Below are 25,598 nucleotides of genomic sequence, written 5' to 3'. Positions count from 1 at the left end.
TACGCCGGCGGCCGGGCGCGGATCAGCCCCCGAACGGGCGCAGCGACACCGACTCGAGCGTGCCGTCGCGGGTCTGGTCGACCACGAGGCGCACGGCGCGAGCGACCGACGCGGGCTCCAGGTAGCGCGTCTCGTCGTACTCGCCGCCCTCCTTGGCGCGGAGCTCGCGCTGCATGTCGGTGGCGACGCGGCCCGGGTGCACGCTCGAGACGCGCACGCCGTGCGGGCGCTCCTCCTCGCGGAGGGCGTCGCCGAGCGCACGGAGGGCGAACTTGGATCCCGCGTAGACGCCGCCCGTGGGATTCGCCGTGAAGCCGGATCCGGAGTTGACGAGCACGACCTGCCCCTTCGCCGCCCGGAGCGCGGGCAGGAGGACGCGCGTCACCTCGGCGACCGCGAAGACGTTGATCTCGAAGACCCGCCGCCACTCGTCGACGGGCGTCTCCGCCACCGCGTCGCCGCCGATCACGCCGGCGGAGTGCACGAGCACGTCGAGGCGGTCGAGCTCGGGGACGAGGTCGGCGAGGCCGCCCGCGGCGAGGTCGGCGGCCCAGCCGACGGCGGCCGGCAGCGTGGCGGCGAGCGCGTCGACGGCGTCGCGGTCGCGGCCGTGCACGATCACGCGGTGGGTGCGGCCGAGGTCCTCGGCGACGGCACGGCCGATGCCGCGGGTCGCTCCGGTGACGAGGGCGACGGGGCGGGCGTGGTCGGTCATGGATCCTCCTGGGTCGCGGTCCTCCAGGCTACCGACGGCATCCGGCCACCCGTCCGGCGCGCTCCGGGGCATGACGTAGCGTGAAGGGGTCCGCCGCCCGGCGGCCCGCCGCCCGAGAGGATCCGCCCGTGCACGCCCGCTTCCCCGCCAGCCTCGAGGTGCTGCGCCAGGAGGCCCGCGACGAGCTGGACGCCGTGATCGAGCACCGCTGCCGGAACGGCGACGACCCGTGGGAGGTGATCCCGCAGCTGCCGACCGTGGACGAGCACGTCGTCGCGACGCTCCGGCAGGACGCGCTCGAGGCCGACGGGATGGCGGAGGAGCTGGCCCGCGTGCGCCACCCGTCGACCGCGCCGGGCGTCGTCGCGCGCTTCGAGTACCGGCTGCTGCGCGGCATCGCGCTGGAGCACCCCGACCTCTCGCGCGCGGTCTGGACCCTCATCGGGCGCATGGAGCGCGACCTCCGTCGCCGCTCTTGAAGAGGTGGTCAGCGGTGCATTCGCCCTCGGCGAACGGCTTGGCACTCGCCTGGGTCGAGTGCTAATCTCGGCGTAGTTGAGCCGAGGGGGCTCAACCCCGGAGATCATCAGAGGAGTCGAGCATGAACATGACCTTCGATCCGTTCCGCGAGCTGGACCGCGCCATGGGAGCGCTGGCCGAGACCCGCCAGGCGAACCGCCCGATGCCCATCGACCTGCACCGCGAGGGCGACACCTACGTGCTGGCCGCCGACCTCCCGGGCATCGACCCGGGCTCGGTCGACATCGACGTGGACGGCCAGCTGCTCACCATCCGCGCCGAGCGCACCCTCGCCGGCGACCGGGACGTCCGGTGGCTGACCCGCGAGCGCGTCGCCGGCACGTTCCTCCGCCAGCTCACGCTCGGCCAGGGCATCGACACCGAGCGCATCTCGGCGCACTACGCCAACGGCGTGCTGAGCGTCACCATCCCCGTGAGCGAGCGGGCGAAGCCGCGGAAGATCCAGGTCACGTCCGACGAGCCGCAGGGCCAGGAGGGCCGCACGCTGACGGTGGAGCAGGGCGCGCCCGTCGCGAGCTGATCCACCCGGGCGCCGACGAGGTGCCGCCACGACGAGGAGCCGTCGTCCGCGAGAGCGGGCGGCGGCTCCTCGTCCGTCCGGACCGCGTCAGTCGGCGAGCGGCTCGACGGCGCCGGGCACGACCAGCCGCCAGACATCGTGCCGGCCCTCCTCCGGACGCAGGTACAGGCGGTACCGCCCGTCCTCGGCGAGCGGATCCGCGCCGTCGTAGGTCACGGGCTCGCCCGCCGTCGTGCAGTCGACGGACGGGGAGATGACGTCGATCGTGCCGTCAGGCCGCTCCCCCGTGATCACGGGCGTCGGGCTCGTCTCGTGGACGACGTAGACGCCCGTGATGTCCACCGTGCGTCCGCCCGTGATGACGTCAGCCTCCACGATCAGCGTGGCCCCGTCGTCCCAGTCTTCCGGGCCGGAGGTCAGGATCCAGTCCCGGCACATGCCGCTGCCGCCGCCGGTCGTGCAGGCGGCGAGCACCCCGACGGCGAGAGCCGCGAGGACCGCGACGGTCACGCGCCGGCCGGACCCGCCCATCCCCGTCATGCCGCCAGCCTGCTGGACGTCAGGCGCCGTGGCGAGGCCGCAGCCCGGAATGGGGCGCGAGCGGGTTCCGCAGCGATCCGTGGATCTGCATCACGGGCGCCTGCAGGTCGACCATGCGCCGGTTGTCGCGCAGCTGGAGCCGGTTGAGGCACGAGCGGTCGAACGACGGCGCGAAGAGGTCGAAGCGGGCGAAGCGTTCCGCGAGCTCCGGGTGGGCGCGCTCGTGGTCGGCGAGCGCCTCCGCGGCCACGCGCCAGAGGCCGTCGGGGCCGAGGTCGTCGCGGTCCTCGAGGAGCGCCGCGGCGAAGCGGAGGAAGCCGTCCATCACGTCGGTGAAGACCGTGAGGGTGCGCTCGGCCTCGGGGATCTCCATCCGGATCCGCCGCACGTCCTCCGGCAGCTCGCGCTCCGTGTCGAAGAGGGCGACCTCCTCGGCGATGTCCTTCATCAGCACGCGCACGACGACGTGGTCGCGCAGCACGAGGATGACGTTCTCGCCGTGCGGCATGAACGCGAGGTCGTGCGCGAGGAGCGCGTGCGCGAGCGGCACGAGGTAGGCGTCGAGCCAGCGGCGGAGCCACGCGGCCGCGCCGATCCCGGACGCGTCGATGAGCGCGCCGATGACGGTGTCGCCGTGGGCGTCGACGTGCAGCAGGCTCGTCATGCTCATCAGCCGCTCGCCCTCCGCGAGGCCGGGCACGGGCGACTCGCGCCAGAGCGCGGACAGCATCTTCCCGTGGGCGTGGCCGGGCGGCAGCGCGGACTCGACCCGCTCGTCGCGCACGCCGACCGCGGCGACCTCGCGGAGGATCCCGAAGCCGAGGCGCGCGAACTCCTCGTCGCCCGTGACGAGCGCGTGGACCCAGTCGTTGATCGCCGGGGTCACCGCCATGTACGCCGGCGAGAGGCCGCGCGTGAAGCCCATGTTGAGGATCGACAGCGACGTCTTCACGTAGCAGCGCTCGGGGGTCGTGCGGTTGGCCCACGTGCGGATGGACTGCTGCGCGCCGTACTCGTCGTCGCCCGTGCCGAGGAGCACGATGTCGCGCCGGGCGACGAGGCCCGCGAAGGTCACGGTGACGACGTTCTCCCACTGCCACGGGTGCACGGGCACGAGCACGCGCCCCGCGGGGTCGATGCAGAGCTCCCGCATGCGGGCCCGGAAGCGGGTGCGGGCGGATGCGCCGAGCTCGGCGTCGAGGAACGCCTCGCGGTCGAGGCCGTCGATCGCGGTGAAGCGGGCGAGGCGCTCGTGCACGGCGAGCCAGAGGATCCGCACGTCCTGGGCCGCCTCGGGCGCGTACCTGTCGTGGTCGTCGAGGTCGAAGCCGATGCGGCCGTTGGTCGCGACGAAGCACGGGTGGCCCTCGTCCATCGTCGACTCGACCTCCGCGTACGACGCGGTGAGGAGCCCGCGCGCGTCCGGCACGTCGCGGAGGCGCGAGAAGGCGGCGGCCGAGAGCGTGCTCTGGATCTCGTCGAGGTAGACGGGCAGCACCTCGTCGGTGATCCCGAGGCGGTCGCGGAGGTCGAGCACGAGGTCGGTCGCGTCGAGCTCGGCGGGCGCGCCGTCGACGGTGCGGCGGATGCTCGCCTCGTCGACGTCCCAGTGGTCGAGCTCGAGGATCCTGGCCCGGTACGCGTAGGCGCTCCGGCCGTCGGCGCTCGCGACCCGGTAGTCCGCCCAGGCGCGCGGGTCGTGCGGGCGGCGGGGCTCGCCGGGCGCGCACTCCGGCTCCACGCGCTCGGGCGCGATGAGCAGCTCGTGCGCGAACTCGGCGAGCGCCTTGCGCACGAGGTGGCGGGTGGCGGCGGCCCAGACGTCGGGTCGGAGGTGCGCGGCGGGGTGGACGCGCGGGTCGGGCTCGGCCGCCGGGAGGGCGGGCGTCGCGGGATCCGTCGCGCGGTCGTGGGTGAGGGTCATGGGGTGTCCGTCCGTCGGAGGGGTGTGCGGGAGGAGCGCGTCGTCGCGCGCGACGACGCTGAGGAGCGCGTGCTTCGCGCCGAGGTCGACGACCCGGAGCGGCCGGAAGCCGACGAGCTCGTTGAGGCGCTGGATCCGGGTGTTCCGGACGTCGGGCTCGACGACGAGGCGCCGCACGGCCGGATCCCGGAGGAGGTGCGCCACGACGTGCCGCATGACCGCGGTCGTGAACCCGGGCAGCGGGTCGCCGGCCGGCGGCGCGACGAGCAGGTGCATGCCGCGGTCGCCGGGGAGCGGATCCAGGTGCGCGCCGACGGGGTCGTCCGCCGGGTCGTAGGCCTCGACGAGGAATGCGGGGGCGCCGTCGTGGAGGCCGATCCAGGCCTCCCGCCGCGGATCCGCCTTGATGGACCGGTACTCGGCCCGGACCTCGTCGAGGGTCGCGTGCTCCATCTGCCAGAAGCCGGCGCGGGTCGCCGTGACCCAGGCGTGCACGAGCGCGGCGTCGGCGTCCGGGTCGAGCGGGCGCAGGTCGAGCCCATAGGCAGGGAACTCGGCGGCGGGCGCCTCGACGGCGGGCGCGCTCACGCGAGCACCCCCGATCCGGCCGCGGGCACGTCGTCGGGCAGCCCGAACTCCTGGAACGCGATCCGCTCCTCGACGGCGTGGTGCTCGTGGCCGGTGATCGCGCGCAGGATCCGCGAGTTGCGGTGCGCGGTCATGCCGAGGTCGGGCGCGACGAAGCCGTGCGTGTGCACCTCCGCGTTCTGCACGAAGAGCGTGCCGGCGTCGTCGACCGTGTGCTCCCGCGCCACGTCGAGACGGCCGCGCGCGTCGCGGCGCACGCGGTCGCCGAGCCCGTCGAGGATCCGCGGGGCCGACGCGTCGTAGCCGCTCGCCATGATCACCGCGCCCGTGGGCCAGTCGCGCTCGGCGCCCGTCTCCGCGTGCCGCAGCCCGAGGACCGCGCCGCCGTCGGGCGTCGCGCGCGCCGACACCACCTCCGCGTTGGTGAGCAGCCGCGTCGGCACGCCGGACCCCGCGTCGCCGCCTGCCGCGAGCCGCCCCTCCGCCCGCAGCGCGTCGAACGCGAGCCGCTTCCGGTACAGCGCCTGGAAGATGTCGTCGATCAGCTCCGAGTCGATGCCCTTGTACAGGTTCCGCTGCTCGCGCAGCAGCGCCTCGCGTGCGTCCGCGGGGAGGCCGAAGAAGTGGTCGCTGTACTCGGGGCTCGTCATCTCGAGCGTCAGGCGCGTGTACTCGAGCGGGAAGAACCGCGGCGAGCGCGTGATCCAGTCGAGCCGGTAGCCGCGGGAGTCCACGTCCTCGAGGAGGTCGCGGTATATCTCGGCCGCGCTCTGCCCGCTGCCGACCACCGTGATGGCGTCCCGCTCCTGCAGCGCGTCCTTGGCGCCGAGGTAGCCGGAGCTGTGCACGACGCCCGGCAGGTCGCGGACGGCCGCGGGCAGCCACGGCGGCGTGCCGACGCCGACCACGAGGGCCCGGCCGAGGTGCACGTGCGCGACGCCCGCCGCGTCGACCGACTCGACGACGTACGCGCCACGGGCCTCGTCGAACGAGACCGCCCGCACGTCGCGGTCGAGCTCGATCCCCCGCGCGCGCTCCGCCGCCCACCGGCAGTACGCGACGTACTCGCTGCGCAGCACGAAGAAGTCCTCGCGGATGTAGAAGGAGTACAGCCGCCCGATGTCCTTGAGGTACGCGAGGAACGAGAAGCGCGAGGTCGGATCCGCGAGCGTCACGAGGTCGGCGAGGAACGGCGTCTGCAGGTGCGCGGTCGGCAGCATCATGCCGGGGTGCCAGTCGAAGCGCGGCTTCCGCTCGAGCACGACGAGGTCGAGGTCGAGCGGGTCCGCGAGGCAGGCGAGCCCGAGGTTCGCGGGGCCGAGGCCGATGGCGACGACGTCGTGGACGCGGTCGGCGGCGGCGCTCATCGGCCGGCCTCCGCGACGGCGACGACGGCCGCGGCGGGCGCGCCGGCAGCCGCGTCGCCCAGCCCGGCGTCGAGCGCGTCGCCCGCCGCCACCACCATCCCGAGGATCTCCGCGATGTGCGCGTCCGTCGTGGCCGGGTTGAGCAGCGTGAGCTTGAGGTGCGCGCGCCCGCCGACGCGCGTCGCGGCGACCATCGCCCGACCGGAGTCCTGGATCGCCTGGCGGATGCCGCGGTTCACGGCGTCCGAGCGGGCTCCCGCGTCGGGCCCCGCGGATCCCTCCCGCTCCCCCGCCGGCACGTACCGGAACACGAGCGCGCTGATCTCGGGCCGCACCACCACCTCGAGCGCCGGATCCCGCCACAGCGCCGACCACGTGCGGTCGGCGAGCGCGATCACGTCGTCGAGCATCCGCCCCACCCCGTCGGCGCCCACCGTCCGCAGCGTGAGCCAGAGCTTCAGCGCGTCGAAGCGCCGCGTGGTCTGCAGCGACTTGTCGACCTGGTTCGGGATCTCCTCGTGCGCGCGATCCGCGGGGTTGAGGTAGTCGGCGTGCAGAGTCGCGTGCCGGAGCGTGCGGCCGTCGCGCACGAGGAGCGCGCTGGAGCTCACGGGCTGGAAGAAGGTCTTGTGGTAGTCGACGGTCACGGAGTCGGCGCGCTCGATGCCGTCGAGCAGGTGCCGGTGCCGGAGCGACGTCAGGAGCCCGCCGCCGTAGGCGGCGTCGACGTGCAGCCAGATTCCCTCGCGCCGGCAGACGTTGCCGATCGCGGGCAGCGGGTCGACGCTGCCGAAGTCGGTGGTGCCGGCGGTCGCGACGACGGCGATGGGCAGGAGGCCGGCGGCGTAGCAGCGCGCCAGCTCGCGCTCGAGGGCGTCGACCCGCATCCGCTTGGCGTCGTCGCTCGGCACGCGCACGACCGCGTCGGGGGCGAGGCCGAGGATCCGGGCGCTCTTCTCCACGCTGAAGTGGCCGACGTCGCTGACGAGGATCCGCATCCGCTGCCGGTCGGCCATCGACAGCCCGTGCACGGCCGCCGCCTCGTCGCGGGCGACGAGGAGCGCCTGCAGGTTCGACTGGCTGCCGCCGCTCGTGAAGACGCCGTCCGCGTCGTCGCCGAGGCCGGCGCGGCCCGATGTCCAGTCGATGAGCGCGCGCTCGATGAGGGTCGCGCCCGCGCTCTGGTCCCAGGTGTCCATCGACGTGTTGACGCTCGAGAGGATGAGCTCCCCCGCGATCGCCGGGATGAGGATCGGGCAGTTCAGGTGCGCGACGTAGGACGGGTCGTGGAACCAGACGGCGTCGCGGAGGTACAGGTCGTCGAGCTCGTCGAGCGCGTCGTCGAGGCCGCCGAGCGGGCGGTCGAGGTCGAGCCCGGCGAAGGATCCGCGGAGGCGCTCGGGCGTGATCCCCGTGAACGGGCCGTCGGCGCGGCGGGCGGCGGCGCGCACGTGGGCGGCGGCGGCGCGGAGGGCGGCGTCCCAGCCGGGGAGGGAGCGGTCGGAGAAGAGCTCGGCGGCGGGATCCGCGTCGGCCGCGAGCGGGTCGGCGCGGGGGTCGGCGAGCGTCGGATCGGAGGGGCGGGAGGCGTGCGGGGAGAGGGTCATGGGTCCTTCGTCGGTTCGATGGGGAGCCGTGTCCGGGTCACGAGCACCAGCGTTGGTTAGGCAAGGCTCACCTAATATGGAGGCGCTCGGACGGGAACGCAACCCGGCCGACGAGGACTCGCGGGGAACCTCCGCGAGGCGCTGTCGCGACCCCGTTTCGGGGGCGCGGGCACGGAGGTCACGTCGTCGTCCCGCTCGTAGGGTGGGGGCATGAGCGACGCAGACGACCCCACCGACGGCATCCGCACCGGGCGCGGCCCCGGCGATCCCGACGGGCTGGTGACCGTGGACGACGTGGTCGGCGACGGCGACTCCCCCGCCGGAGTCGGTGACGCGGTCCGCGAACCGGACGGCACCGGCTACGGGCACGCGGAGGAGGACACCCTGGAGGTCGAGGACGCGGATCCCGCGACCGCCGACTACCCCGAGGTCCCCGACAACCGGGCCGTCACCGCCGCCGACTCGCACATGAGCGCGCCGGCCGACGACGCGTCCGGCCACGTCGACCCCGAGGGCCGCTGACGTGACGGATCCCGCAGGAGGCGCCCCGCGTCACCCGCTCGCCGAGCCAGCTCCCATCGACGCCGACTCGGTCGCCGAGCGCGCGGAGGCCGCGGAGGAGGACGCCCGCGAGGACGCGCCCGACCCGTTCGGCGAGGGCCCCGACGACCAGTGATCCGCTCCCGGCGCGCGGCGACGACGCGTTCCGGACACGACACATGAGCGTTGCCTGAGCGCCACCACACAGCTCTCGGGGCCGAGCGTAGCGTCGAACGCATGGACACCGACGACCCGCGCCTCCAGCCCGCGGACACCTCAGACACCCGGCAGGACAAGGACTTCATCTCGCAGAGCGAGGACGACACGCAGGTGAAGCAGAGCGAGCAGATCGTCGAGACCGAGGGCGTCTCCGACGACGTCCCCGCCGCCGCGGACGACGTGCAGGTGCTCCCCGGCTCGGGCGGACCCGACGACGTCGGTGAGATCGACGTGGATCCCGACGAGCTCAACCTCAGCGGCGACTCGATCCCCGGCCACCCCAAGCCCGAGGCGGGTGAGTGACCGTGACCGATGCCACCTCCGCCACCCCCGCTGACGACTCCACCGGCGACGACACCGCCCTCGACACCGAGGCCCTCGCGAACGACACCGTCGTGAACGACGCGGTCGCCGGCGAGACCGTCCTCCCGGACACCGACGAGCCCGTCGAGGAGCCCGACGACGACGCCGTCATGGGCGCCGACGCCGAGCCCACCGCCGACGTCCTGGGCGTCGACGGCGAGGCCGAGCCCGTCCTCGCCGACAACGAGCTCGCCGGCCAGGACATCGACCTGGACGACACCCCGCCCAGCTGATCCATCCCCCCTTCCCGCACGCAGACCACAGCACCAGGAGACACATGAGCACCGACCAGTACACGTTCCAGGACCCGACGAAGATGTACGCGGACATCCAGCCCAGCGCGCAGCAGCAGGACGGCCCCGGCCTCGACTCCGCGCTCGACGACACCGCGGACCGCGGCGAGAAGACGTACCGCGGATCGAACCGCCTCGAGGGACGCAAGGCCCTCGTCACCGGCGCCGACTCCGGCATCGGCGCGGCCGTCGCCATCGCCTACGCCCGCGAGGGCGCGGACGTCGCGCTCTCCTACCTCCCCGAGGAGGAGGAGGACGCGAAGAAGGTCGTCGCCCTCATCGAGGAGGCCGGTCGCAAGGCCGTCGCCATCCCCGGCGACATCGCCACGGCGGAGTTCAGCCGCGAGCTCGTCGCGAAGGCGGTCGAGGGCCTCGGCGGCCTCGACATCGTCGTCAACAACGCGGGCAAGCAGCAGAACGTCGACGCGCTCGAGGACATCTCGGACGAGGAGTTCGACCTGACCTTCAAGACCAACGTCTACGCGATGTTCTGGATCACGAAGGCCGCGCTGCCGCACCTCAAGCCCGGCTCGTCGATCATCAACACGTCGTCGATCCAGGCCTACGCGCCGTCGCCGAACCTCGTGCACTACGCGACGACCAAGGCCTCGATCAACGCGTTCTCGAAGGGGCTCGCCGGCCAGCTGGCGCCCAAGGGCATCCGCGTGAACGTCGTCGCGCCCGGCCCGATCTGGACCCCGCTGCAGACCGCGGGCGGCCAGCCCGAGGACGCGCTGCCCGAGTTCGGCGAGCAAACCCCGCTCGGCCGCGCCGGCCAGCCCGCCGAGCTCGCGCCCGCCTACGTGTTCCTCGCCTCGAACGAGTCGAGCTACGTCATCGGCGAGACGCTCAACGTCAACGGCGGCATGCCGACGCCGTAGCGGACCGCGCCCCGGCGCATCGCACCACCGCACCGCGCGACGCCCGGGTCGACCCGCAGGTCGGCCCGGGCACCGTCGCGTCCGGCCCGCGCGTCGTCGCGGCCGCCGGGACGCGTCCCGCGGACCGGCCTAGGGTCGGGAGATGACCGCCCTCCCCGCCCGCGCCGCCGGATCCGCGCTCGCGGGGATCGTCGCCGCCGTCCGCCTCCTGCAGCACCCGCGACCTCTCCACCCGCACGGTGTCGCCCTCACGGGGACGCTGACGCCCGTCGCCGGTCGCGTGCCGTCCGGGCTCGCATGGCTCGACGGGCTCGACGCGCCGCTCGCGGTCGACGCGCGCCTCTCGCGCTCCGTGGGGCTGCCGGCGGCGCTGCCCGACGTGCTCGGGATCGCGCTGCGGATCCCGGACGGCGGCGGCACGACCGTCGACGTGGTGCTCGCGTCCACCGGGCTCTCCCCGGCGGGCCGCTTCCTGCTCGCACCGCGCCGATCGATCTCGGGCGCGGCCCTGTCGACGCTCATGCCGTACCGCGGATCCGCCGGGCCGGTGCTGCTGGGCCTCGTCGCCGACCGGGAGCCGCGCCTCCCCGGATCCCCCGCCGACCTCGGCCGGTCGCTCGCCGAGCGGCCCCTGCGCCTGCGGCTCCTGCACGCGACGCCGCGCGGATCCTGGCACGTCGCCGCCCGCATCGAGCTGACGCACGACGCCGCGGGGCCGCTCGACACCGCCGCGCGCGCCGATCCCGTGCTCGCCGCCCCGCCGGGCGACACCACCTACGCCTGGACCCGCCGCCTCCGTGCCCCGGGCTACCGGATCGCCCGCGCGGGCCGCCCGGTCGCCTCGCGGCACGTCGCGCGCGATCCCGACGCCTGACGGGCGCCCGCGCCCACGTCGCCGACCGTGCCCTTGTCACTGCTCGCGGTCGGGCGTTGCCTGGAGTCAGCGCGCCGACGGCGGCGCCGGAATCGGCAGGAGACCCCATGAGGGAGCTGAAGCTCGTCGCGTCCATCACGCGGATCGAGGACGCGCAGGTGCTGGATCCGGTCGTCGACAAGGTGAAGGGCGTCGTCACGGCGCTGCTCAAGCCACGCGCGCTGGCCGACCTGCTGCACGGCGTGCCGTTCGGCCACCCGCTGCACCCGGTCGCCGTCCTGGTCCCGACCGGTGCCTGGCTCTCCTCCGCGGTCCTCGACCTCCTGCCCGGCAACGAGGAGGCCAGTCGTGCCCTCGTGGGCGTCGGGATCCTCAGCGCGGCGCCCTCCATCGTCTCCGGCTACGCCGACTGGTCGCAGCTGCACGAGCAGCAGATGCGCGTCGGCATCGTGCACTCGGCCGCGAACGCGCTCGCGACGGGCCTCTACGGCCTCTCCTGGATCCAGCGCGCCCGCGGCAAGCACACCAGCGGCAAGGTCCTCGGCCTCGCCGGCCTCGGCCTCGTCTCCGCGGGCGGGTTCCTCGGCGGCCACCTCGCCTACCGCCAGGCGGCGGGCGCCAACCACGCCGAGGACGTGCCGCACCGCTTCCCCGCGGGCTGGCAGGAGCTCGGCCACCTCGACGAGCTGCCCGACGGTCGCCTGGCATCGCGCGACGTCGCGGGCCTGCCTCTCCTCGTGCGCCGCAACGGCATGACGGTCGACGCCCTGGGCGACGTGTGCAGCCACCTCTCCGCGCCGCTCCACGAGGGCGAGCTCGGCACCGACCCGAAGACGGGCGAGGCGTGCGTCACGTGCCCGTGGCACGACAGCGTGTTCAGCCTGAAGACCGGCGCCGTGATCCACGGCCCGGCGACCGCGCCGCAGCCGCGCTTCGAGACGCGCGTCACGGGCGGGCTCGTGGAGGTGCGGCTGCCGAACGCGGGCTAGGCCGTGGGATCCCGGTCGACGGATCCGCGCAGCGTCACCACCGCGAGCACCGCGCACCCCGCGAAGACGACCGCACCCGCGACGGTCGGCAGCGCGATGCCGGACGTCGCGAGCACGCCGCCCAGCGCGGATCCCGCCGCGAGGCCGAGCAGGCTGACCACCCGGCCCGCCGCGCCCACGCGCCCGAGCAGCTCCGCGGGCACGAGCCGCTGCCGGAGCGACGTCGCGCAGATGCTCCAGACCACGGCGTGCAGGATGTAGAGCGCGAGCAGGATCCCGGCGACGATCGGGTCCCGCGTCACGGCGAGGCCCGCGAGGCTGGCGGCGCCCAGCGCGAGGGCCGCCGTGATGGTCCCGCGGGAGCCGAGGCGGGCGCGGAGCGGCGCGGCGATCGCGGATCCGGCCAGGCCGCCGAGCGCGCTGGCCGCGAGCAGCACGCCGTAGCCGGCCGCATCCAGCCCGAGCCGGTCGCGCGCGAACAGCACGAGCACGGAGAACGGCAGCATGTAGCCGACGCTGGCCAGCCCGCCGATGAGCGCGAGGGATCCGACGACGCGGTGCCCGGCGAGCCAGCGGACGCCCGCGGCGGCCTCGCGGAAGACGGACGGGCGCCGCCCCGGGAGGGAAGCCGCCGGATCCACCCGCCGCGGCAGCGCGAGCGCCACCGCACCGGCCGCGACCCACAGCCCGCCGGTCGCGTACACGGGCACGGCGGCGGCCAGCGCGAACAGGATCCCGCCGAGCGGCGGCCCGACGAACTCGTCCGCGACGAGCTGCGTGCCCGTGATGCGCGCATTCGCCCGGTCGAGCCGGTCCCGCGGCACGATCGACGGCAGCACGGCGACGGCTGCCCCGTCGGCGGCGCTCTCGAGCACGCCGACCACGGCCATCACCGCGTAGAGCACCGCGAGCGACGCGATGCCGGACTGGATCGACACCGCGAGCCCCAGCACGGCGACGCCGCGGAGCGCGTTCGCGACGACGATCAGCGTCGGCCGGTCGAGCCGGTCGACGTACACGCCCACCGGCAGCGCGACCAGCAGCCGCACGAGCGCGTACGTGGTCGCGAGACCGGCGACGCCGCGCGGGTCGTCGGTGAGGCCCGCCGCGACGAGCGGCATGGTGACGAAGACGAGCCCGTCCGCGAGGTTGGAGAGCGCGTTCGCGCCCCACAGCGCCCGGAACGGGCTCGGGGATCTCACGCCGTGCTCCCCGGGGCGGAGGGCGCCCCGGGGAGCCGCGGCACCGGGATCAGATCCCGGCGCCCTCGGACGCGGCCGTCGCGGGGCCCACGTCCGTGGCGGTCGCGCCGGACGCGGTCCCACCGGCGGACGCCCCCGCGGCGGTCGAGCCCAGGAAGGAGCTCAGCGCCGTGGCGACGTCGATGCCCGTGGTGTCCTTGAGCAGCTTCGGCAGCGTCGCCATGTTCTCGGCCACCGAGCGGTTGAGCGCGTTCGCGCCGTCCGCCGAGATGATCGTCATGTTGTCGACGTTGGCGAGCGGCGCCGCCATCTCGCGCGCGATCTCCGGCATCGACGCGATGATGCGCGCCTGCAGCGCCTCGCGCGACAGCTTGTTCTGCGCCTCGGCGAGCGCGGCGGCCGCCTCGGCCTCCGCCTGGCCGCGGGCCTGGATCGCGTCGGCGTTCGCCTTCCCGAGCGCGGTGATGGACGCGGCCTCGTTCACGGCCGCGGTCTTCGCCGCCTCGGCGTTCTGCGTGCGCTGGTAGACCTCCACGTCGACCTTCGCCTTCTCGGCGTCGCGGGCCGCCTGCGCGTCCTGGACGGTGGCGTACTTGCGCGCCTCGGCGGGGAGCTCGACGTCGATGCGCAGGCGCTCCTTCGAGACCTCGGCCTGCGCGGCCACGGCGGTGCGCTCCTGGTCGGCGACCAGGCGGTCCTGCTCGGCCTTGGCGAGCTCGCCCGCCGCGTACGCGGTGGCGTTGGCGCGGTCGGTGTCGGCCTTGATGGCCGCGCGACGCAGGTCGAGCTCGAGCTGGCGCTCGGCGGTCTGCTGGTCGTTCTCGATCGCGGCGAGCGCGGAGATCCGCTTGTTCTCGGCCTCCGCGACCTCGGCGACCTGACGAGCGCGCGCGGCGTTCGAGCGGGCCCGGTCGTCGAGGTACGAGCTGCCGGGCGTCGTGATCTCGCGGACGTTGAGCGTCTCGATCTGGAGGCCGAGCTCCGCGAGGTCGTTCTTGGTCTGGTTCACGGCCTCCTGCGCCACGACCGAGAAGCTCTTGACGAGCTCGTCGACGGGACGGTCGCCGATGAGGCCGCGGATCGCGCCCTCGAGCGACTGCCGCACGATCTCCGGCAGGGCGTCCTGCTGGAGGAGGTAGCGCTGCACGGCGCGGCGCACGCCGTCCTCGGTGCCCGTCACCTTGAAGTTGACGGTCGCGACGACCGCGGTGTTGATGAAGTTCGCGTCGCGCGCCTCGGCCGTGACGCTCGTCTGGTACTGCTCCAGGGAGAGCGTGAAGCCCTCCTGGAAGATCGGCCAGATGAAGGTCCGGCCGCCGATGATGACCTTCTGCGGGCTGGAGAAGCCGGCGCCGCCCTCGCTCCGCTCGGCGTTGCGGCCGACGATGACGAGCGCCTGGTTCGGCGGGACGCGGCGGACGCGGGAGGCGATGAACGCCACCAGCGCCACCAGGATGACGATGACGACGATGACGGCGATGGCTGTCGTGCCGCCGGATATCAGGTCCACGGGATGGTTCCTCTCGTTGGGACGGGTGCTGCTAGGTGGTGGGGGCGCCGTCGGCGTCGGGCTCCACGTGCACGCGGAACCCGTCCTCCGAGACGACGCGGATGCGGGTGCCGACGGCGAGCGGGGCCTCGCTCATGGCGAGCCGCCGCTCCAGCTCGCGGATGTGCTCGAGCCGCACCTCGCCGCCCGTGGGCGAGGTGGGCGACGTGACGACGCCGACCATCCCGACGGGCGAGTACGAGCCGCCGCTCTCCTGCTTCGCGACGAAGCGGACGGTGAGCTGCACGACCACGAGCGCCACGAGCGCGAGGGCGACGGCGATCGCGATGGCCCCGCCGGATCCGATGCCGGCCTGGTCCGCGAGCACGCCGCCGACGCCGTAGATGGCGAGGGCCGCGCCGAGCGCGACGCCGGACACGAGCCCGTCGCCGCCGCCGATGGCGTCGAGCAGGTCGCCGAGCACGATGCTGGAGAGGAGGAGCAGGAGGCCGACGGCCCCCACGATCACGAAGACGATCACGCGGATCCCCCCGGGCAGGCCGTCGCCGTGGTGACGTGCGCGCCGACGTGGTGCGGGGTCATGGGGGCCGATCTGCTGGATGCGTGTCCCTCGAACGTACCGGGTGATCCGCCCAGCGTCGCCTCCTCGTCCGGGGGCCGCCCCACGGCCTATGCTCCGCGTGCCGCGCGTAGCCTCGGGAGGTGATCCTCCTGTTCGGCACCCGTGCCCGCGACGCGCTCGTCGTCATCGTGACCTTCGCGTGCCTCCGCTGCGGCGTGACGGGCGCCCAGCGCGTGCTCCACCGCACCCTCCGCTTCACGGTCTTCTTCGTGCCGCTCATCCCGCTGCGCTCGACCTACCGCGTGGTCTGCCCGCACTGCGGACTCGAGACGCGCCTCACGAAGGACCAGGCGATGCACGCCCTCGAGTGGGCCGTGCGGAACCGGGGCGCCCGGCGCTGAGCCGGCTCCCGTGGGTCTCCCAGGAATCCCGACCAGGGGTTAGGAATAAGTTTCGTCGCGCGCTTAGAGTGATCGTGGGCTCCGGCCCATCTGCCATCAACGACGACGGGAGGGGATGCGATGACGCATTCGATCAGCAGGAGACAGGCACTGGGGGTGGGGGCCGCCGCCGCGGGCACGCTGGCCCTCGCGTCGTGCTCGGCGCCGGGCGGGAGGCTGGTCAACTCGGATCCGGTCATCCCGGCGGCCGCGGCCGGCGAGAAGGTCACGCTCACGTACTGGGCGTGGCTGAAGGACCTGCAGAAGGTCGCGGACGTCTGGAACGCGCAGAACCCCGACATCCAGGTCGAGGCCGTCTGGATCCCCGGCGGCAACGCGGGCGGCTACCAGAAGATGTACTCGGCCATCACGGCAGGCGGCGGCCCCGACATCGGGCAGGTCGAGCTCCGGCAGCTGCCCGAGTTCCTCCTCGCCAACGGGCTCGTCGACCTCACCCGCTACGGCGTGGAAGAGTACCGCGACAAGTACGACGAGGCGCTGTGGAAGCAGGTCAGCTTCCAGGACGGCGTGTTCGGGATCCCGCAGGACTCCGGCCCCATGGCCTTCTACTACCAGCCCGCGCTCCTCGACCAGGTGGGCGGCCAGCCGCCCGCGACGTGGGACGACTGGGCGGCGATCAGCGCCGAGGTCCGCAAGACCGGTGCCGGCAACTACCTCGACTGCTTCCCCGTCTCCGACGCCAGCGTCTTCACCTCGTACGCGACGCAGGCCGGCGCGAACTGGTTCAAGGTCGACGGCGAGCGCTGGGTGGTCGACATGGTCGACGACCGCACCATGGAGGTCGCCGCGTTCTTCGACAAGGCCATCGACGACGACGTGGTCAACACGAGCTTCACGGCGTACTCGCCGCCCTGGTACGCGGCGGCCGCCGACGCGAAGATCTTCGGCTGCACGAGCGCGAGCTGGGGCGACGCCCTCATCCAGTCGGTCTCCGGCGGCGAGGGCAAGTGGCGCGTCGCGCCCATGCAGACGTGGTCGTTCGACGGGGCGTACGGATCCAGCTACCTCGGCGGATCCACCGCGGCCGTGCTCGCGAACAGCAAGCACCCCGTGGAGGCGCTCAAGTTCATGACCTGGATGACGACCTCGCCCGAGGGCATCGACGCGATGATCCAGAACTCCGGCATCGGCTGGTCGCCGTCTCCCGACTACATCGGCGCGCCCCGGGAGCAGCCGAGCGAGTTCTTCAGCGGCCAGAGCTACAACGAGGAGGTCTTCGTCCCCGCGGCGAAGGAGCAGAACCTCGACTGGACCTGGTGCCCGCTCACGCAGTTCACGCTCAACACCCTGCAGGACGAGTTCCGCCGCAAGCTCACGAGCGGCCAGACCCTCGTCGAGTCCCTTCCCCTCGCGCAGGAGGCCGTGATCGAGGCCTTCCGCAACAAGGGCCTGCGCGTCGAGGCGGCATCCGCATGAGCGTCGACACGCGTCCGACGGGCCAGCACCGCGGCGAGCGCGCCGCGACCCGCCCCGCCCGCGGGGAGCGCTCCGGCGTCCGCAGGGGGCAGCTGAACAGGTCGCAGACGATCGCGCCGTGGGTCATGCTCGCGCCGTTCCTCGCGGTCTTCCTGCTGACCTTCGTCCTCCCGATCATCTACGCGGTGTTCCAGTCGTTCACGACCGTGCGGCGGGAGGGCCTGTTCGGCGAGCAGGGCGTCACCACCGTGTTCGCCGGGTTCGAGAACTACGCGCTCGCGCTCGCGAACGACGCCTTCACGGCGTCCATCGGCCGGGTGCTGCTGTTCGGCGTCGTGCAGGTGCCGGTGATGATCATCCTCTGCACGATCCTCGCGCTCCTGCTCGAGTCGGCGTCGGCCAAGTGGCCGCAGTTCTTCCGGGCGGCGTACTTCATGCCGTACGGCGTGCCGGGCGTCATCGCGACGATCCTCTGGGGCTTCCTCTACATCCCCGGCCTGTCGCCCATCATCGACATCGGCGAGATGTTCGGGATCCAGCTCGACTTCCTGGGCGCCGGCACCGTGCTGTGGTCCATCGCGAACATCGTGACCTGGACCTACACGGGCTACAACATGCTCATCATCATCGCCCAGCTGAAGTCGATCCCCGGGGACGTCTACGAGGCCGCCCGCATCGACGGCGCGGGCGCGTGGCGCACGGCGTTCTCGATCCAGCTGCCGCTGATCCGGCCGGCGCTCGTGCTCGCGACCGTGTTCTCGATCATCGGGACGCTGCAGCTGTTCGCGGAGCCGCAGGTGCTCGCCACCTCGGCCCCCGCGATCGACTCGCAGTACACGCCGAACCTGTCGGCGTACACCACGGCGTTCGCGTACAACGACTACGGCGTCGCCGCGGCCCAGGCGGTCATCATCGCCCTCGCCGCGTTCGTCCTGTCGTTCGTCTTCCTCGCGATCACCAACAGGAAGCCCAAGGAGGAGCGGGAAGCCGCCGCAGCGAGGAAGAAGGGGGCGCGCGCATGACCGCCACAGAGGTCCGACCGACCACCGCCGAGTCCGCCGCGGACAAGGCGGAGCAGAAGCGCGCCGCGCAGGCCGCCGAGGCGAAGGTGAGCCGGCCGTCCAAGGCCGGGAGCACGCCGGGAGCGGGCACGAAGCCCGCCACCCGGATCATCGTCACGGCGATCCTCGCGATCGTCGCGCTCTACTTCCTCGTCCCCGTCTACTACATCGTGGTCGCCGCCACGAAGACGACGGCCGACCTGTTCAGCACCAACGGGTTCCTGTTCGCGAACATGAACCTCTGGCAGAACCTCACGATGGTGTTCACCTACAACGACGGCATCTTCGTGCGCTGGTTCCTGAACTCGGTGCTCTACGCCGGGGTGGGCGCGCTCATCGCGACGTACTTCGCGGCCGCCGGCGGGTACGCGCTCGCCAAGTACAGGTTCCGGGGATCGAACATCGTGTTCGGCACCATCCTCGGCGGCGTGCTCGTGCCCGGGACGGCGACCGCCCTGCCGCTGTTCCTGCTGTTCAGCACCATGGGGATCGCGAACACGTACTGGTCGGTGCTCATCCCGTCGCTCGTCTCGCCGTTCGGCCTGTTCCTGTGCCGGATCTACGCGCAGGCGTCGGTGGAGGACGCGGTGATCGAGTCGGGCCGGATCGACGGGGCGAGCGAGCTGCGCATCTTCCACACGCTCGCGCTGCGCTCCATGACGCCCGCGCTCGTGACGGTGTTCCTCTTCCAGCTCGTCGGCATCTGGAACAACTACTTCCTGCCGCTGATCATGCTGGCCGACGACAAGCTGTACCCGATCACGCTCGGCCTCAACAACTGGCGGAGCCAGGTCGACCGGCTGCCCGAGTTCTACCAGCTGACGACGGGCGGCGTGCTCGTCTCGATCATCCCGCTCATCGCGGCGATGATCGTGCTGCAGAAGTTCTGGCGGGGCGGCCTGACGGATGGAGCCGTCAAGGGCTGATCACTCCCCGCGATCGATCGCGGACGGCCGGGCGGGGCGACCTGCCCGGCCGTCCGCGCATTCGGCGCGTCGCCCCCCGACCCACGATGATGGGATCGCGGCACGTCGCCGCACCCGCCCACGCGCAAGGAAGCACATGACGCACGCCCTCCCCTACTTCGAGGACTTCGCCCCCACCTCGGGCGCCTCCCGCCGCCCCCGGTCCTGCCTGCACTCGGATGCCCCCCGCATCGTGCTCAACGGCGACTGGCGGTTCCGTCTCTCCCCCACCCCCCGCGGCCTCTCCGACGAGATGGCCGACCCGGCGTTCGACGACTCCGGCTGGGACGAGATCCCCGTGCCGAGCCACTGGGTGCTCGGCCAGGACGGCCGCTTCGGCCTCCCCGCCTACACGAACGTGCAGTACCCGTTCCCCGTCGAGCCGCCCTTCGTGCCGGACGAGAACCCCACGGGCGACTACCGCGTCGAGATCGACGTTCCGACCGACTGGCAGTCGCTCGAGCGCGTCGTGCTCCGCTTCGAGGGCGTCGAGTCGGCGTTCAAGGTGTGGCTGAACGGCGACGAGGTCGGCACCGCCATGGGGTCCCGCCTCTCGCACGAGTTCGACGTCACGGCGTCGCTCCGCCCCGGGTCCAACGTGCTCGCCGTGCGCGTGCACCAGTGGTCGATCGCCAGCTACCTCGAGGACCAGGACCAGTGGTGGATGCCCGGCATCTTCCGCGACGTCACCCTCCTCGGCCGCCCCGAGGGCGGCATCGACGACGCGTGGACCCGCGCCGAGTACGACCACGAGACCGGCGCCGGCACGGTGCACGTCGAGGTCGACGCCGAGCCGAGCGCGTTCCCCGTCACGTTCGAGGTGGATGGCCTCGGCATCCACGTCACGTGGGACACGCCGGCCGACATCGCGCCCGTGCACGTGGACCGCGTCGAGCCGTGGAGCGCCGAGAGCCCCACGCAGTACCAGGGCTTCCTCCGCACCAACGTCGAGGCGCTCTCCATCCGCCTCGGCTTCCGCACCGTGCGCATCGAGGGCGACCGGTTCCTCGTCAACGGCCGCCGCGTGGTCTTCCACGGCGTCAACCGGCACGAGGCCCACCCCGAGCGCGGCCGCGTCTTCGACGAGGAGCACGCGCGCGCCGACATGCTGCTCATGAAGCAGCACAACGTCAACGCGATCCGCACCAGCCACTACCCGCCGCACCCCCGCGTGCTGGACCTCGCCGACGAGCTCGGCTTCTGGGTCATCGACGAGTGCGACCTCGAGACGCACGGCTTCGAGTTCGGCGGCTGGGTCGGCAACCCGAGCGACGACCCGCGCTTCGCCGACGCCTACCTCGACCGCATCGAGCGCACGATCGAGCGCGACAAGAACCACCCCTCCATCGTCATGTGGTCGCTCGGCAACGAGTCGGGCACCGGACGCAACCTCGCCGCCATGTCGGCGTGGGTCCACCGCCGCGACCCGGGCCGCCCCGTGCACTACGAGGGCGACTACACGGGCGAGTACACCGACGTCTACTCGCGCATGTACTCGAACCTGCAGGAGACGGAGTCCATCGGCAGCGACGTGATCCCGGGCGACCTCCTCGGCTGCACGCCCGGCGAGGGCATGCGCCAGCGCACCAAGCCCTTCATCCTGTGCGAGTACGTGCACGCCATGGGCAACGGCCCCGGCCAGATCGGCGAGTACGAGGACCTCGTGCTCCGCTACCCGCGCCTGCACGGCGGCTTCGTGTGGGAGTGGCGCGACCACGGCATCCTCACCGAGACGGCGGACGGCGAGGCCTTCTACGCCTACGGCGGCGACTTCGGCGAGGTCGTGCACGACGCGAACTTCGTGATGGACGGCATGGTCCTGCCCGACGACACCCCCACGCCCGGCCTCGCCGAGTACAAGGCCGTCGTGCAGCCCGCCGCGTTCGCGCTCGAGCGCGACGGCGGATCCGCGTCCCTCGTGGTCGAGAACCGCTACCACTCGATCTCCACTGCGCACGCGAGCCTCGTCTGGGTGCTCGCGGTCGACGGCGACGACGTGGCGACCGGCGTCCTCGACGCCGAGGCCGTGGCGGCCGGCGGCACCGCGCGGATCCCGCTGCCCGCCGACGCGCTCGACGCGGGCGGGATCGCGACCGACGGCGCCGAGGTCTGGCTGACGGTGCAGGCGATCCTCCGCGACGACGCGCCGTGGGCCGAGGCCGGCCACGTGATCGCCGTGCAGCAGTTCGACCTCACGCCCGCGCCCCGTCCGGCCGTGCCCGCGCGCTGGGTCGACGCCGACGAGGACGCGCTCCCCGACGCGGGCGCCGCGCGCCTCACCCTCGGCGACGGCGAGTTCGACCTCGCCACCGGGCGCCTCGTGCGCCTCGGCTCGCTCGAGGTCGACGGCCCGCGCCTGGAGCTGTGGCGTGCCCCCACCGACAACGACCGCAGCGACAGCAGCGGCTCCTACGAGCTCGCGGATCCGCGCCTCACCTTCGGCAAGGGCGTGCCCGGGCCGTCGAGCGAGGCGCGCTGGCGCGGGGCGGGCCTCGACCGGCTCACCCACCGGGTCCGCTCGGTGAAGGTCGGCTCCGGCTCGCTCACGGTCGTCGTGCGCACGAGCGCGGCGCAGTCCTTCGACTCGGTCGACACGACCTACTGCTGGACCGAGGGCGCCGACGGCGACCTGGGCCTGCGCGTCGACATCGTGCCGAGCGCCGGGTGGGCCATCACGTGGCCGCGCGTCGGGATCCGCTTCGACCTGCCCGCGAGCGTCACCAACGCGGAGTGGTTCGGCACCGGGCCCTTCGAGTCGTACCCCGACTCGCGGCGCGCGGCGCTCGTCGGCCGGTTCTCGTCGCTCGTCGACGACCTGGGCGCCGTGTACTCGATGCCCCAGGAGACCGGCCACCGCAGCGACCTGCGCGAGCTCGAGCTCGGCACGTTCGACGGCGAGGGCGGCATCGTGATCCAGGCCCGGCCCGACACCGCGGGCCGCCGCCCCGGCTTCACGGCCTCGCGGCACACGCCGCAGGAGCTGGACCGCGCGGCGCACCCGCACGAGCTGCCCGCCAGCGAGGCGGTGCACCTCTACATCGACGCCGCGCAGCACGGGCTCGGCTCGCGCGCGTGCGGCCTCGACGTGCTGCCCGAGCACCAGCTCTGGCCGTCGGCGCGCACGCTGGAGCTGACGATCCGGAGCCGCTGAGGGATCGGCGGCGGGCTCCACCGGCCCGCCGCCGCATCCCCCGCGGATCCACCGCACGACACCGCTCGCCCTCCGGCCGGAGGGCGAGCAAGCTGGAGACGACGGCGTCCGATGGCGGGCGCGAGGAGGACGCATGACCGACACCATCGAGCAGGGCACCGCGGGCACCAACTGGGCCGGCAACTACGCGTACAAGGCCGGCGAGGTCCGCACGCCGACGAGCGTCGAGGAGCTGCGGGGCATCGTCCGCGACGCGACGCGCATCCGCGTGCTGGGATCCCGCCACTCGTTCAACGACATCGCCGACTCGGAGGTGCTGGTCTCGCTCGCCGAGCTGCCGGCCGACCTCGTGATCGACCGCGACGCCAGCACCGCCACCTTCTCCGCGGGACTCCCCTACGGCAAGCTCGCCGAGCTCCTCGGCGAGGAGGGCCTCGCGATCCACAACCTCGCGTCGCTGCCGCACATCTCGGTCGGCGGCGCCATCGCGACGGCGACCCACGGGTCCGGCATCGGCAACGGCAACCTCGGCACCGCCGTCGCGGCCCTCGAGCTGATCACCGCCGACGGCGAGACCGTCACGTACCGCCGCGGGGACGACGACTTCGACGGCGTCGTGGTGGGCCTCGGCGCGCTCGGCGTCGTCACGCGCGTGACCCTCGACGTCGAGCCCGCGTACCTCGTGCGCCAGCGCGTCTTCGAGGGCCTCTCGTGGGACGCGTTCGACGAGAACCTCGAGGACGTCTTCGGCGGCGCGTACAGCGTCAGCGTCTTCACGCGCTTCGGCGAGGCCACCGACCAGGTGTGGCTGAAGAGCCGCGTGCAGCTCGACGTCGACGGCCAGCCCGAGGACGAGGTCGTCGTGGCCGACTACTTCGGGGCGCCCGCCGCCACCGAGGAGCGCCACCCGATCCTCGGGATCGACCCCGTCAACAGCACGTCGCAGCTCGGCGTCGTCGGCCTCTGGTCCGATCGCCTCTCGCACTTCAAGATGGGCTTCACGCCGAGCGACGGCGAGGAGATCCAGTCGGAGTTCCACGTGCCGCTCGACCGCGCCGTCGAGGCCGTGCAGGCGCTCCGCGCCATGGGCGACCGGATCCGCCCGATCCTCCTCGTGTGCGAGTTGCGCGCCGTCGCCGAGGACCGGCTCTGGCTGAGCCCCCAGTTCGGGCAGACGACCATCGGCCTGCACTTCACGTGGAAGCGCGACCAGGAGGCCGTCGAGGCGCTGCTCGTCGAGCTCGAGGCGGCCATCCGGCCGTTCGGCGCCCGGCCGCACTGGGGCAAGGTCTTCACCGCCGAGGCGGCGGACATCACCCCGCTCTACCCGCGATCGGGCGACTTCCTCGCCCTCGCCGAGCGCCTCGACCCCGCGGGGAAGTTCCGCAACGCCTGGTTCGAGCGCTCGCTGCTCGGCTGATCGGCATCCGCCCCTGACCGGGACCGCACCCGGTGATCCGCGACGCGCCGAGCACGCGCTGGCGCGCCGCGGATCCCGGGTCGGTGGCGAGAACGGCGCGTAGGGTGAGCAGCATGGCGCCCGAGACCTCCTCCTACGTACCCGCCCCCGGGCGGATCACGATGTTCTCCACCACCTGGTGCGGCTACTGCCGCCGGCTGAAGGCCCAGCTCGATCGAGCGGGCATCGGCTACGACGAGGTCGACATCGAGCAGGTGCCCGGCACGGCGGAGCTCGTCGAGGCCATCAACGGCGGCAACCAGACCGTCCCGACCGTGCTGTTCCCCGACGGCTCGTCCGCCACCAACCCGTCGCTCGCCGACGTGACCGCGAAGGTGGCCTGAGCCATGCAGCACCACGACCTCAGCGTCATCCCCGACTTCCTCGCCGCATGGATGCGCGAGCAGCGCTGGTTCGCCTCGAAGGGCACCGAGCCGCGCCTCGAGCGCATCGGCGGCTGGAGCTTCAGCGACGAGGGCTGGTTCGCCCGCATCGAGACGCACCTGATCATCGACCACGGCAGCGCGAAGCCCGTCCTGTACCAGGTGCCGCTCACCTACCGGCAGGCGCCGCTGGAGGAGCTGAAGCCCTTCCACATCGGCACCACGGTCGAGGACGACGGCGTCGAGCTGCACGTCTACGACGGCCCGCACGACCCCGCGTACGCGTGGGCGCTCATCCGCACGATCCTCGACGACCGCGACGCCGACGTCGACGAGACCTCGCTCGGCGCGACCGCGCGCGGGCAGCGCCAGCCGGGTGTGGAGATCGCGACGGTCGTCGGATCCCACGTGCTCTCAGGCGAGCAGTCGAACACGTCGATCATCTACGACATGGTCTCGGCCGACGGCCACGCCGTGAACCCGATGATCGTCAAGGTGTTCCGCGCCCTGCACCACGGCGAGAACCCCGACGTCGTGCTCCAGTCCGCCATCGCGGGCGCCGGATCCCGTCTCGTGCCGCAGACCATGGGCAGCGTGCTCGCCGAGTGGAGCGACTCCGGCCGCGAGGAGGGGCGCGCCGTCGGGCACGTCGCCTTCGCGCAGGAGTTCCTGCCCGGCGTGACCGACGCCTGGCGCGTCGCCCTCCGCGCCGCCGAGGCCGACGCCGACTTCCAGGCCGAGGCCCGCGCGCTCGGCGAGGCCACCGCCGACGTCCACGCGACGCTCGCCGCCGCGCTCCCCACCGTCGAGGCGACGCCCGACGTGATCGAGGGGATCATGGTCAGCTTCCGCCGCCGCCACGCGACGGCCGAGCGCGAGGTCCCCGAGATCGCGGCCTTCCACGACGCCATCGCGAGCGTGTACGACGCCGCCGAGAAGGGCGAGTGGCCGAAGCTGCAGCGCATCCACGGCGACTACCACCTCGGCCAGGTGCTCTCGGTGCCGAACCGCGGCTGGGTCCTCCTCGACTTCGAGGGCGAGCCGCTCCGGCCGATGCACGAGCGCTCGCTCCCCGACGTCACGCTCCGCGACGTCGCCGGTATGCTCCGCTCGTTCGACTACGTCGCCGGCTCCTACGCGCTCGCGCACCCCGGCAAGTCGGCCGCGACGTGGGCGTCCGCCGCCCGCCGCGCGTTCGTCGACGGCTACATCGCGCGCTCGGGCACCGATCTCCGCGCCAACCGGGCCCTGCTCGACGCGTTCGAGATCGACAAGGCCGTGTACGAGGCGATCTACGAGGTCCGCAACCGACCCGGCTGGCTGTCGATCCCGCTGCAGGCCGTCGCGCGCCTCGCCACCCGCTCGAGCACGCTCGGCGCGGCGACCACGCCGGGCGCGACCGGCCCGCGCGAAGCCGGGCCGATCACCTCCTGATCCCCGGGGACGGCCGGGGCCCGGTCGTCCCCCG

At 73.2% G+C, this 25,598-nt stretch carries 25 protein-coding genes; 17 read left to right on the top strand and 8 right to left on the bottom strand.

What is annotated here, in order from left to right:
• Positions 1-22: 22 nt before the first annotated feature.
• Complete coding sequence (locus FGI33_RS02690; RefSeq protein ID WP_237582219.1) at positions 23-715, bottom strand: SDR family oxidoreductase; 693 nt, start codon at positions 713-715, stop codon at positions 23-25.
• 128 nt (positions 716-843) lie between these two features.
• On the opposite strand from FGI33_RS02690, the gene FGI33_RS02685 reads away from it, so the two are divergent.
• Together FGI33_RS02685 and FGI33_RS02680 are read left to right on the top strand one after the other, a co-directional pair.
• The gene (locus tag FGI33_RS02685; protein WP_119402940.1) at positions 844-1,194 is read left to right on the top strand and encodes a hypothetical protein; all 351 of its coding nucleotides are present in this window, start codon (positions 844-846) and stop codon (positions 1,192-1,194) included.
• Positions 1,195-1,316: 122 nt separating this feature from the next.
• Positions 1,317-1,775, top strand: coding sequence for an Hsp20/alpha crystallin family protein (locus tag FGI33_RS02680; protein ID WP_119434776.1), 459 nt, complete (start codon positions 1,317-1,319; stop codon positions 1,773-1,775).
• An 87-nt stretch (positions 1,776-1,862) separates the two neighbouring features.
• Here the strand turns inward: FGI33_RS02680 and FGI33_RS02675 are convergent, their stop codons facing one another.
• From FGI33_RS02675 to FGI33_RS02660, 4 genes are read right to left on the bottom strand one after another with little or no spacing between them, the layout of a single operon-like run.
• Positions 1,863-2,315 carry a hypothetical protein gene (locus FGI33_RS02675; RefSeq protein ID WP_119434775.1) on the bottom strand — a complete coding sequence of 151 codons (453 nt, stop codon included), beginning with the start codon at positions 2,313-2,315 and terminating at the stop codon, positions 1,863-1,865.
• Positions 2,316-2,334: 19 nt separating this feature from the next.
• Positions 2,335-4,827, bottom strand: coding sequence for a GNAT family N-acetyltransferase (locus FGI33_RS02670; protein ID WP_119434774.1), 2,493 nt, complete (start codon positions 4,825-4,827; stop codon positions 2,335-2,337).
• Positions 4,824-6,194 (bottom strand): lysine N(6)-hydroxylase/L-ornithine N(5)-oxygenase family protein, encoded by a 1,371-nt coding sequence (locus FGI33_RS02665; protein WP_237582218.1) that lies wholly within the window; start codon positions 6,192-6,194, stop codon positions 4,824-4,826. The genes FGI33_RS02670 and FGI33_RS02665 overlap by 4 nt, the downstream gene beginning before the upstream one ends.
• Positions 6,191-7,801, bottom strand: a complete 1,611-nt coding sequence (locus tag FGI33_RS02660; RefSeq protein ID WP_237582217.1) for a pyridoxal phosphate-dependent decarboxylase family protein — start codon at positions 7,799-7,801, stop codon at positions 6,191-6,193. The genes FGI33_RS02665 and FGI33_RS02660 overlap by 4 nt, the downstream gene beginning before the upstream one ends.
• A 210-nt stretch (positions 7,802-8,011) precedes the next feature.
• Between FGI33_RS02660 and FGI33_RS02655 the strand changes: the two genes are divergently transcribed.
• From FGI33_RS02655 to FGI33_RS02625, 7 genes are all read left to right on the top strand, one after another.
• Positions 8,012-8,323, top strand: a complete 312-nt coding sequence (locus FGI33_RS02655; protein WP_237582216.1) for a hypothetical protein — start codon at positions 8,012-8,014, stop codon at positions 8,321-8,323.
• A gap of 1 nt (position 8,324) precedes the next feature.
• Positions 8,325-8,477, top strand: coding sequence for a hypothetical protein (locus tag FGI33_RS02650; RefSeq protein ID WP_182478750.1), 153 nt, complete (start codon positions 8,325-8,327; stop codon positions 8,475-8,477).
• A 101-nt stretch (positions 8,478-8,578) separates the two neighbouring features.
• Positions 8,579-8,863, top strand: coding sequence for a hypothetical protein (locus tag FGI33_RS02645; RefSeq protein WP_119435535.1), 285 nt, complete (start codon positions 8,579-8,581; stop codon positions 8,861-8,863).
• The gene (locus FGI33_RS02640; RefSeq protein ID WP_119435536.1) at positions 8,860-9,156 is read left to right on the top strand and encodes a hypothetical protein; all 297 of its coding nucleotides are present in this window, start codon (positions 8,860-8,862) and stop codon (positions 9,154-9,156) included. The genes FGI33_RS02645 and FGI33_RS02640 overlap by 4 nt, the downstream gene beginning before the upstream one ends.
• Before the next feature lie 44 nt (positions 9,157-9,200).
• Positions 9,201-10,097 (top strand): glucose 1-dehydrogenase, encoded by an 897-nt coding sequence (locus FGI33_RS02635; RefSeq protein WP_053774879.1) that lies wholly within the window; start codon positions 9,201-9,203, stop codon positions 10,095-10,097.
• Positions 10,098-10,239: 142 nt separating this feature from the next.
• Positions 10,240-10,971, top strand: a complete 732-nt coding sequence (locus FGI33_RS02630; protein WP_237582215.1) for a hypothetical protein — start codon at positions 10,240-10,242, stop codon at positions 10,969-10,971.
• Between the two features lie 107 nt (positions 10,972-11,078).
• Positions 11,079-11,960, top strand: a complete 882-nt coding sequence (locus tag FGI33_RS02625; RefSeq protein ID WP_119435685.1) for a Rieske (2Fe-2S) protein — start codon at positions 11,079-11,081, stop codon at positions 11,958-11,960.
• Here FGI33_RS02625 and FGI33_RS02620 read toward each other — a convergent pair.
• Genes FGI33_RS02620 through FGI33_RS02610 form a run of 3 tightly spaced genes read right to left on the bottom strand, consistent with a single transcriptional unit; the run spans position 11,957 to position 15,192 of the window.
• A complete protein-coding gene (locus FGI33_RS02620; protein ID WP_237582214.1) occupies positions 11,957-13,162 on the bottom strand; it encodes an MFS transporter in 1,206 nt (401 codons plus the stop codon). The genes FGI33_RS02625 and FGI33_RS02620 overlap by 4 nt on opposite strands.
• A 49-nt stretch (positions 13,163-13,211) precedes the next feature.
• The gene (locus FGI33_RS02615) at positions 13,212-14,672 is read right to left on the bottom strand and encodes an SPFH domain-containing protein (RefSeq protein WP_119434399.1); all 1,461 of its coding nucleotides are present in this window, start codon (positions 14,670-14,672) and stop codon (positions 13,212-13,214) included.
• Between the two features lie 31 nt (positions 14,673-14,703).
• Entirely contained in the window at positions 14,704-15,192 is a 489-nt protein-coding gene (locus FGI33_RS02610) for an NfeD family protein (protein WP_119434400.1), read from the bottom strand.
• Positions 15,193-15,374: 182 nt separating this feature from the next.
• On the opposite strand from FGI33_RS02610, the gene FGI33_RS02605 reads away from it, so the two are divergent.
• The 8 genes from FGI33_RS02605 to FGI33_RS02570 all read left to right on the top strand — a co-directional run bounded on the left by FGI33_RS02605 (position 15,375) and on the right by FGI33_RS02570 (position 25,564).
• Positions 15,375-15,635: a zinc ribbon domain-containing protein gene (locus FGI33_RS02605; protein ID WP_119434401.1), complete on the top strand. Its 261-nt coding sequence runs from the start codon at positions 15,375-15,377 to the stop codon at positions 15,633-15,635.
• Between the two features lie 120 nt (positions 15,636-15,755).
• Positions 15,756-17,111, top strand: a complete 1,356-nt coding sequence (locus FGI33_RS02600) for an ABC transporter substrate-binding protein (RefSeq protein ID WP_119434402.1) — start codon at positions 15,756-15,758, stop codon at positions 17,109-17,111.
• Entirely contained in the window at positions 17,108-18,133 is a 1,026-nt protein-coding gene (locus FGI33_RS02595) for a carbohydrate ABC transporter permease (RefSeq protein ID WP_119434403.1), read from the top strand. Before FGI33_RS02600 ends, FGI33_RS02595 begins: the two co-directional genes overlap by 4 nt.
• Positions 18,130-19,098: a carbohydrate ABC transporter permease gene (locus tag FGI33_RS02590; RefSeq protein WP_119434404.1), complete on the top strand. Its 969-nt coding sequence runs from the start codon at positions 18,130-18,132 to the stop codon at positions 19,096-19,098. The genes FGI33_RS02595 and FGI33_RS02590 overlap by 4 nt, the downstream gene beginning before the upstream one ends.
• A gap of 136 nt (positions 19,099-19,234) precedes the next feature.
• Positions 19,235-22,288, top strand: a complete 3,054-nt coding sequence (locus tag FGI33_RS02585; protein WP_237582213.1) for a glycoside hydrolase family 2 TIM barrel-domain containing protein — start codon at positions 19,235-19,237, stop codon at positions 22,286-22,288.
• Positions 22,289-22,421: 133 nt separating this feature from the next.
• Positions 22,422-23,708, top strand: coding sequence for a D-arabinono-1,4-lactone oxidase (locus FGI33_RS02580; protein ID WP_119434478.1), 1,287 nt, complete (start codon positions 22,422-22,424; stop codon positions 23,706-23,708).
• Between the two features lie 113 nt (positions 23,709-23,821).
• The gene (locus FGI33_RS02575) at positions 23,822-24,091 is read left to right on the top strand and encodes a mycoredoxin (RefSeq protein WP_012038801.1); all 270 of its coding nucleotides are present in this window, start codon (positions 23,822-23,824) and stop codon (positions 24,089-24,091) included.
• Positions 24,092-24,094: 3 nt separating this feature from the next.
• Positions 24,095-25,564 (top strand): maltokinase N-terminal cap-like domain-containing protein, encoded by a 1,470-nt coding sequence (locus FGI33_RS02570; protein WP_119434477.1) that lies wholly within the window; start codon positions 24,095-24,097, stop codon positions 25,562-25,564.
• Positions 25,565-25,598: the final 34 nt, after the last annotated feature.

It is taken from the genome of Clavibacter phaseoli (assembly GCF_021922925.1).
GTDB lineage: Bacteria > Actinomycetota > Actinomycetes > Actinomycetales > Microbacteriaceae > Clavibacter > Clavibacter phaseoli.
Note: the sequence above shows the minus strand (reverse complement) of the source record. Positions and strands in the feature narration are given on the sequence as shown.

Excerpts from the sequence above, each read along its gene's own strand:
- FGI33_RS02580 (WP_119434478.1), top strand. The coding sequence starts at position 22,422 with ATGACCGACACCATCGAGCAGGGCACCGCGGGCACCAACTGGGCCGGC.
- FGI33_RS02600 (WP_119434402.1), top strand. The coding sequence starts at position 15,756 with ATGACGCATTCGATCAGCAGGAGACAGGCACTGGGGGTGGGGGCCGCC.
- FGI33_RS02635 (WP_053774879.1), top strand. The coding sequence starts at position 9,201 with ATGAGCACCGACCAGTACACGTTCCAGGACCCGACGAAGATGTACGCG.
- FGI33_RS02665 (WP_237582218.1), bottom strand. The coding sequence starts at position 6,194 with ATGAGCGCCGCCGCCGACCGCGTCCACGACGTCGTCGCCATCGGCCTC.
- FGI33_RS02675 (WP_119434775.1), bottom strand. The coding sequence starts at position 2,315 with ATGACGGGGATGGGCGGGTCCGGCCGGCGCGTGACCGTCGCGGTCCTC.
- FGI33_RS02645 (WP_119435535.1), top strand. The coding sequence starts at position 8,579 with ATGGACACCGACGACCCGCGCCTCCAGCCCGCGGACACCTCAGACACC.
- FGI33_RS02595 (WP_119434403.1), top strand. The coding sequence starts at position 17,108 with ATGAGCGTCGACACGCGTCCGACGGGCCAGCACCGCGGCGAGCGCGCC.
- FGI33_RS02630 (WP_237582215.1), top strand. The coding sequence starts at position 10,240 with ATGACCGCCCTCCCCGCCCGCGCCGCCGGATCCGCGCTCGCGGGGATC.
- FGI33_RS02625 (WP_119435685.1), top strand. The coding sequence starts at position 11,079 with ATGAGGGAGCTGAAGCTCGTCGCGTCCATCACGCGGATCGAGGACGCG.
- FGI33_RS02570 (WP_119434477.1), top strand. The coding sequence starts at position 24,095 with ATGCAGCACCACGACCTCAGCGTCATCCCCGACTTCCTCGCCGCATGG.
- FGI33_RS02585 (WP_237582213.1), top strand. The coding sequence starts at position 19,235 with ATGACGCACGCCCTCCCCTACTTCGAGGACTTCGCCCCCACCTCGGGC.
- FGI33_RS02655 (WP_237582216.1), top strand. The coding sequence starts at position 8,012 with ATGAGCGACGCAGACGACCCCACCGACGGCATCCGCACCGGGCGCGGC.
- FGI33_RS02575 (WP_012038801.1), top strand. The coding sequence starts at position 23,822 with ATGGCGCCCGAGACCTCCTCCTACGTACCCGCCCCCGGGCGGATCACG.
- FGI33_RS02680 (WP_119434776.1), top strand. The coding sequence starts at position 1,317 with ATGAACATGACCTTCGATCCGTTCCGCGAGCTGGACCGCGCCATGGGA.
- FGI33_RS02660 (WP_237582217.1), bottom strand. The coding sequence starts at position 7,801 with ATGACCCTCTCCCCGCACGCCTCCCGCCCCTCCGATCCGACGCTCGCC.
- FGI33_RS02590 (WP_119434404.1), top strand. The coding sequence starts at position 18,130 with ATGACCGCCACAGAGGTCCGACCGACCACCGCCGAGTCCGCCGCGGAC.
- FGI33_RS02690 (WP_237582219.1), bottom strand. The coding sequence starts at position 715 with ATGACCGACCACGCCCGCCCCGTCGCCCTCGTCACCGGAGCGACCCGC.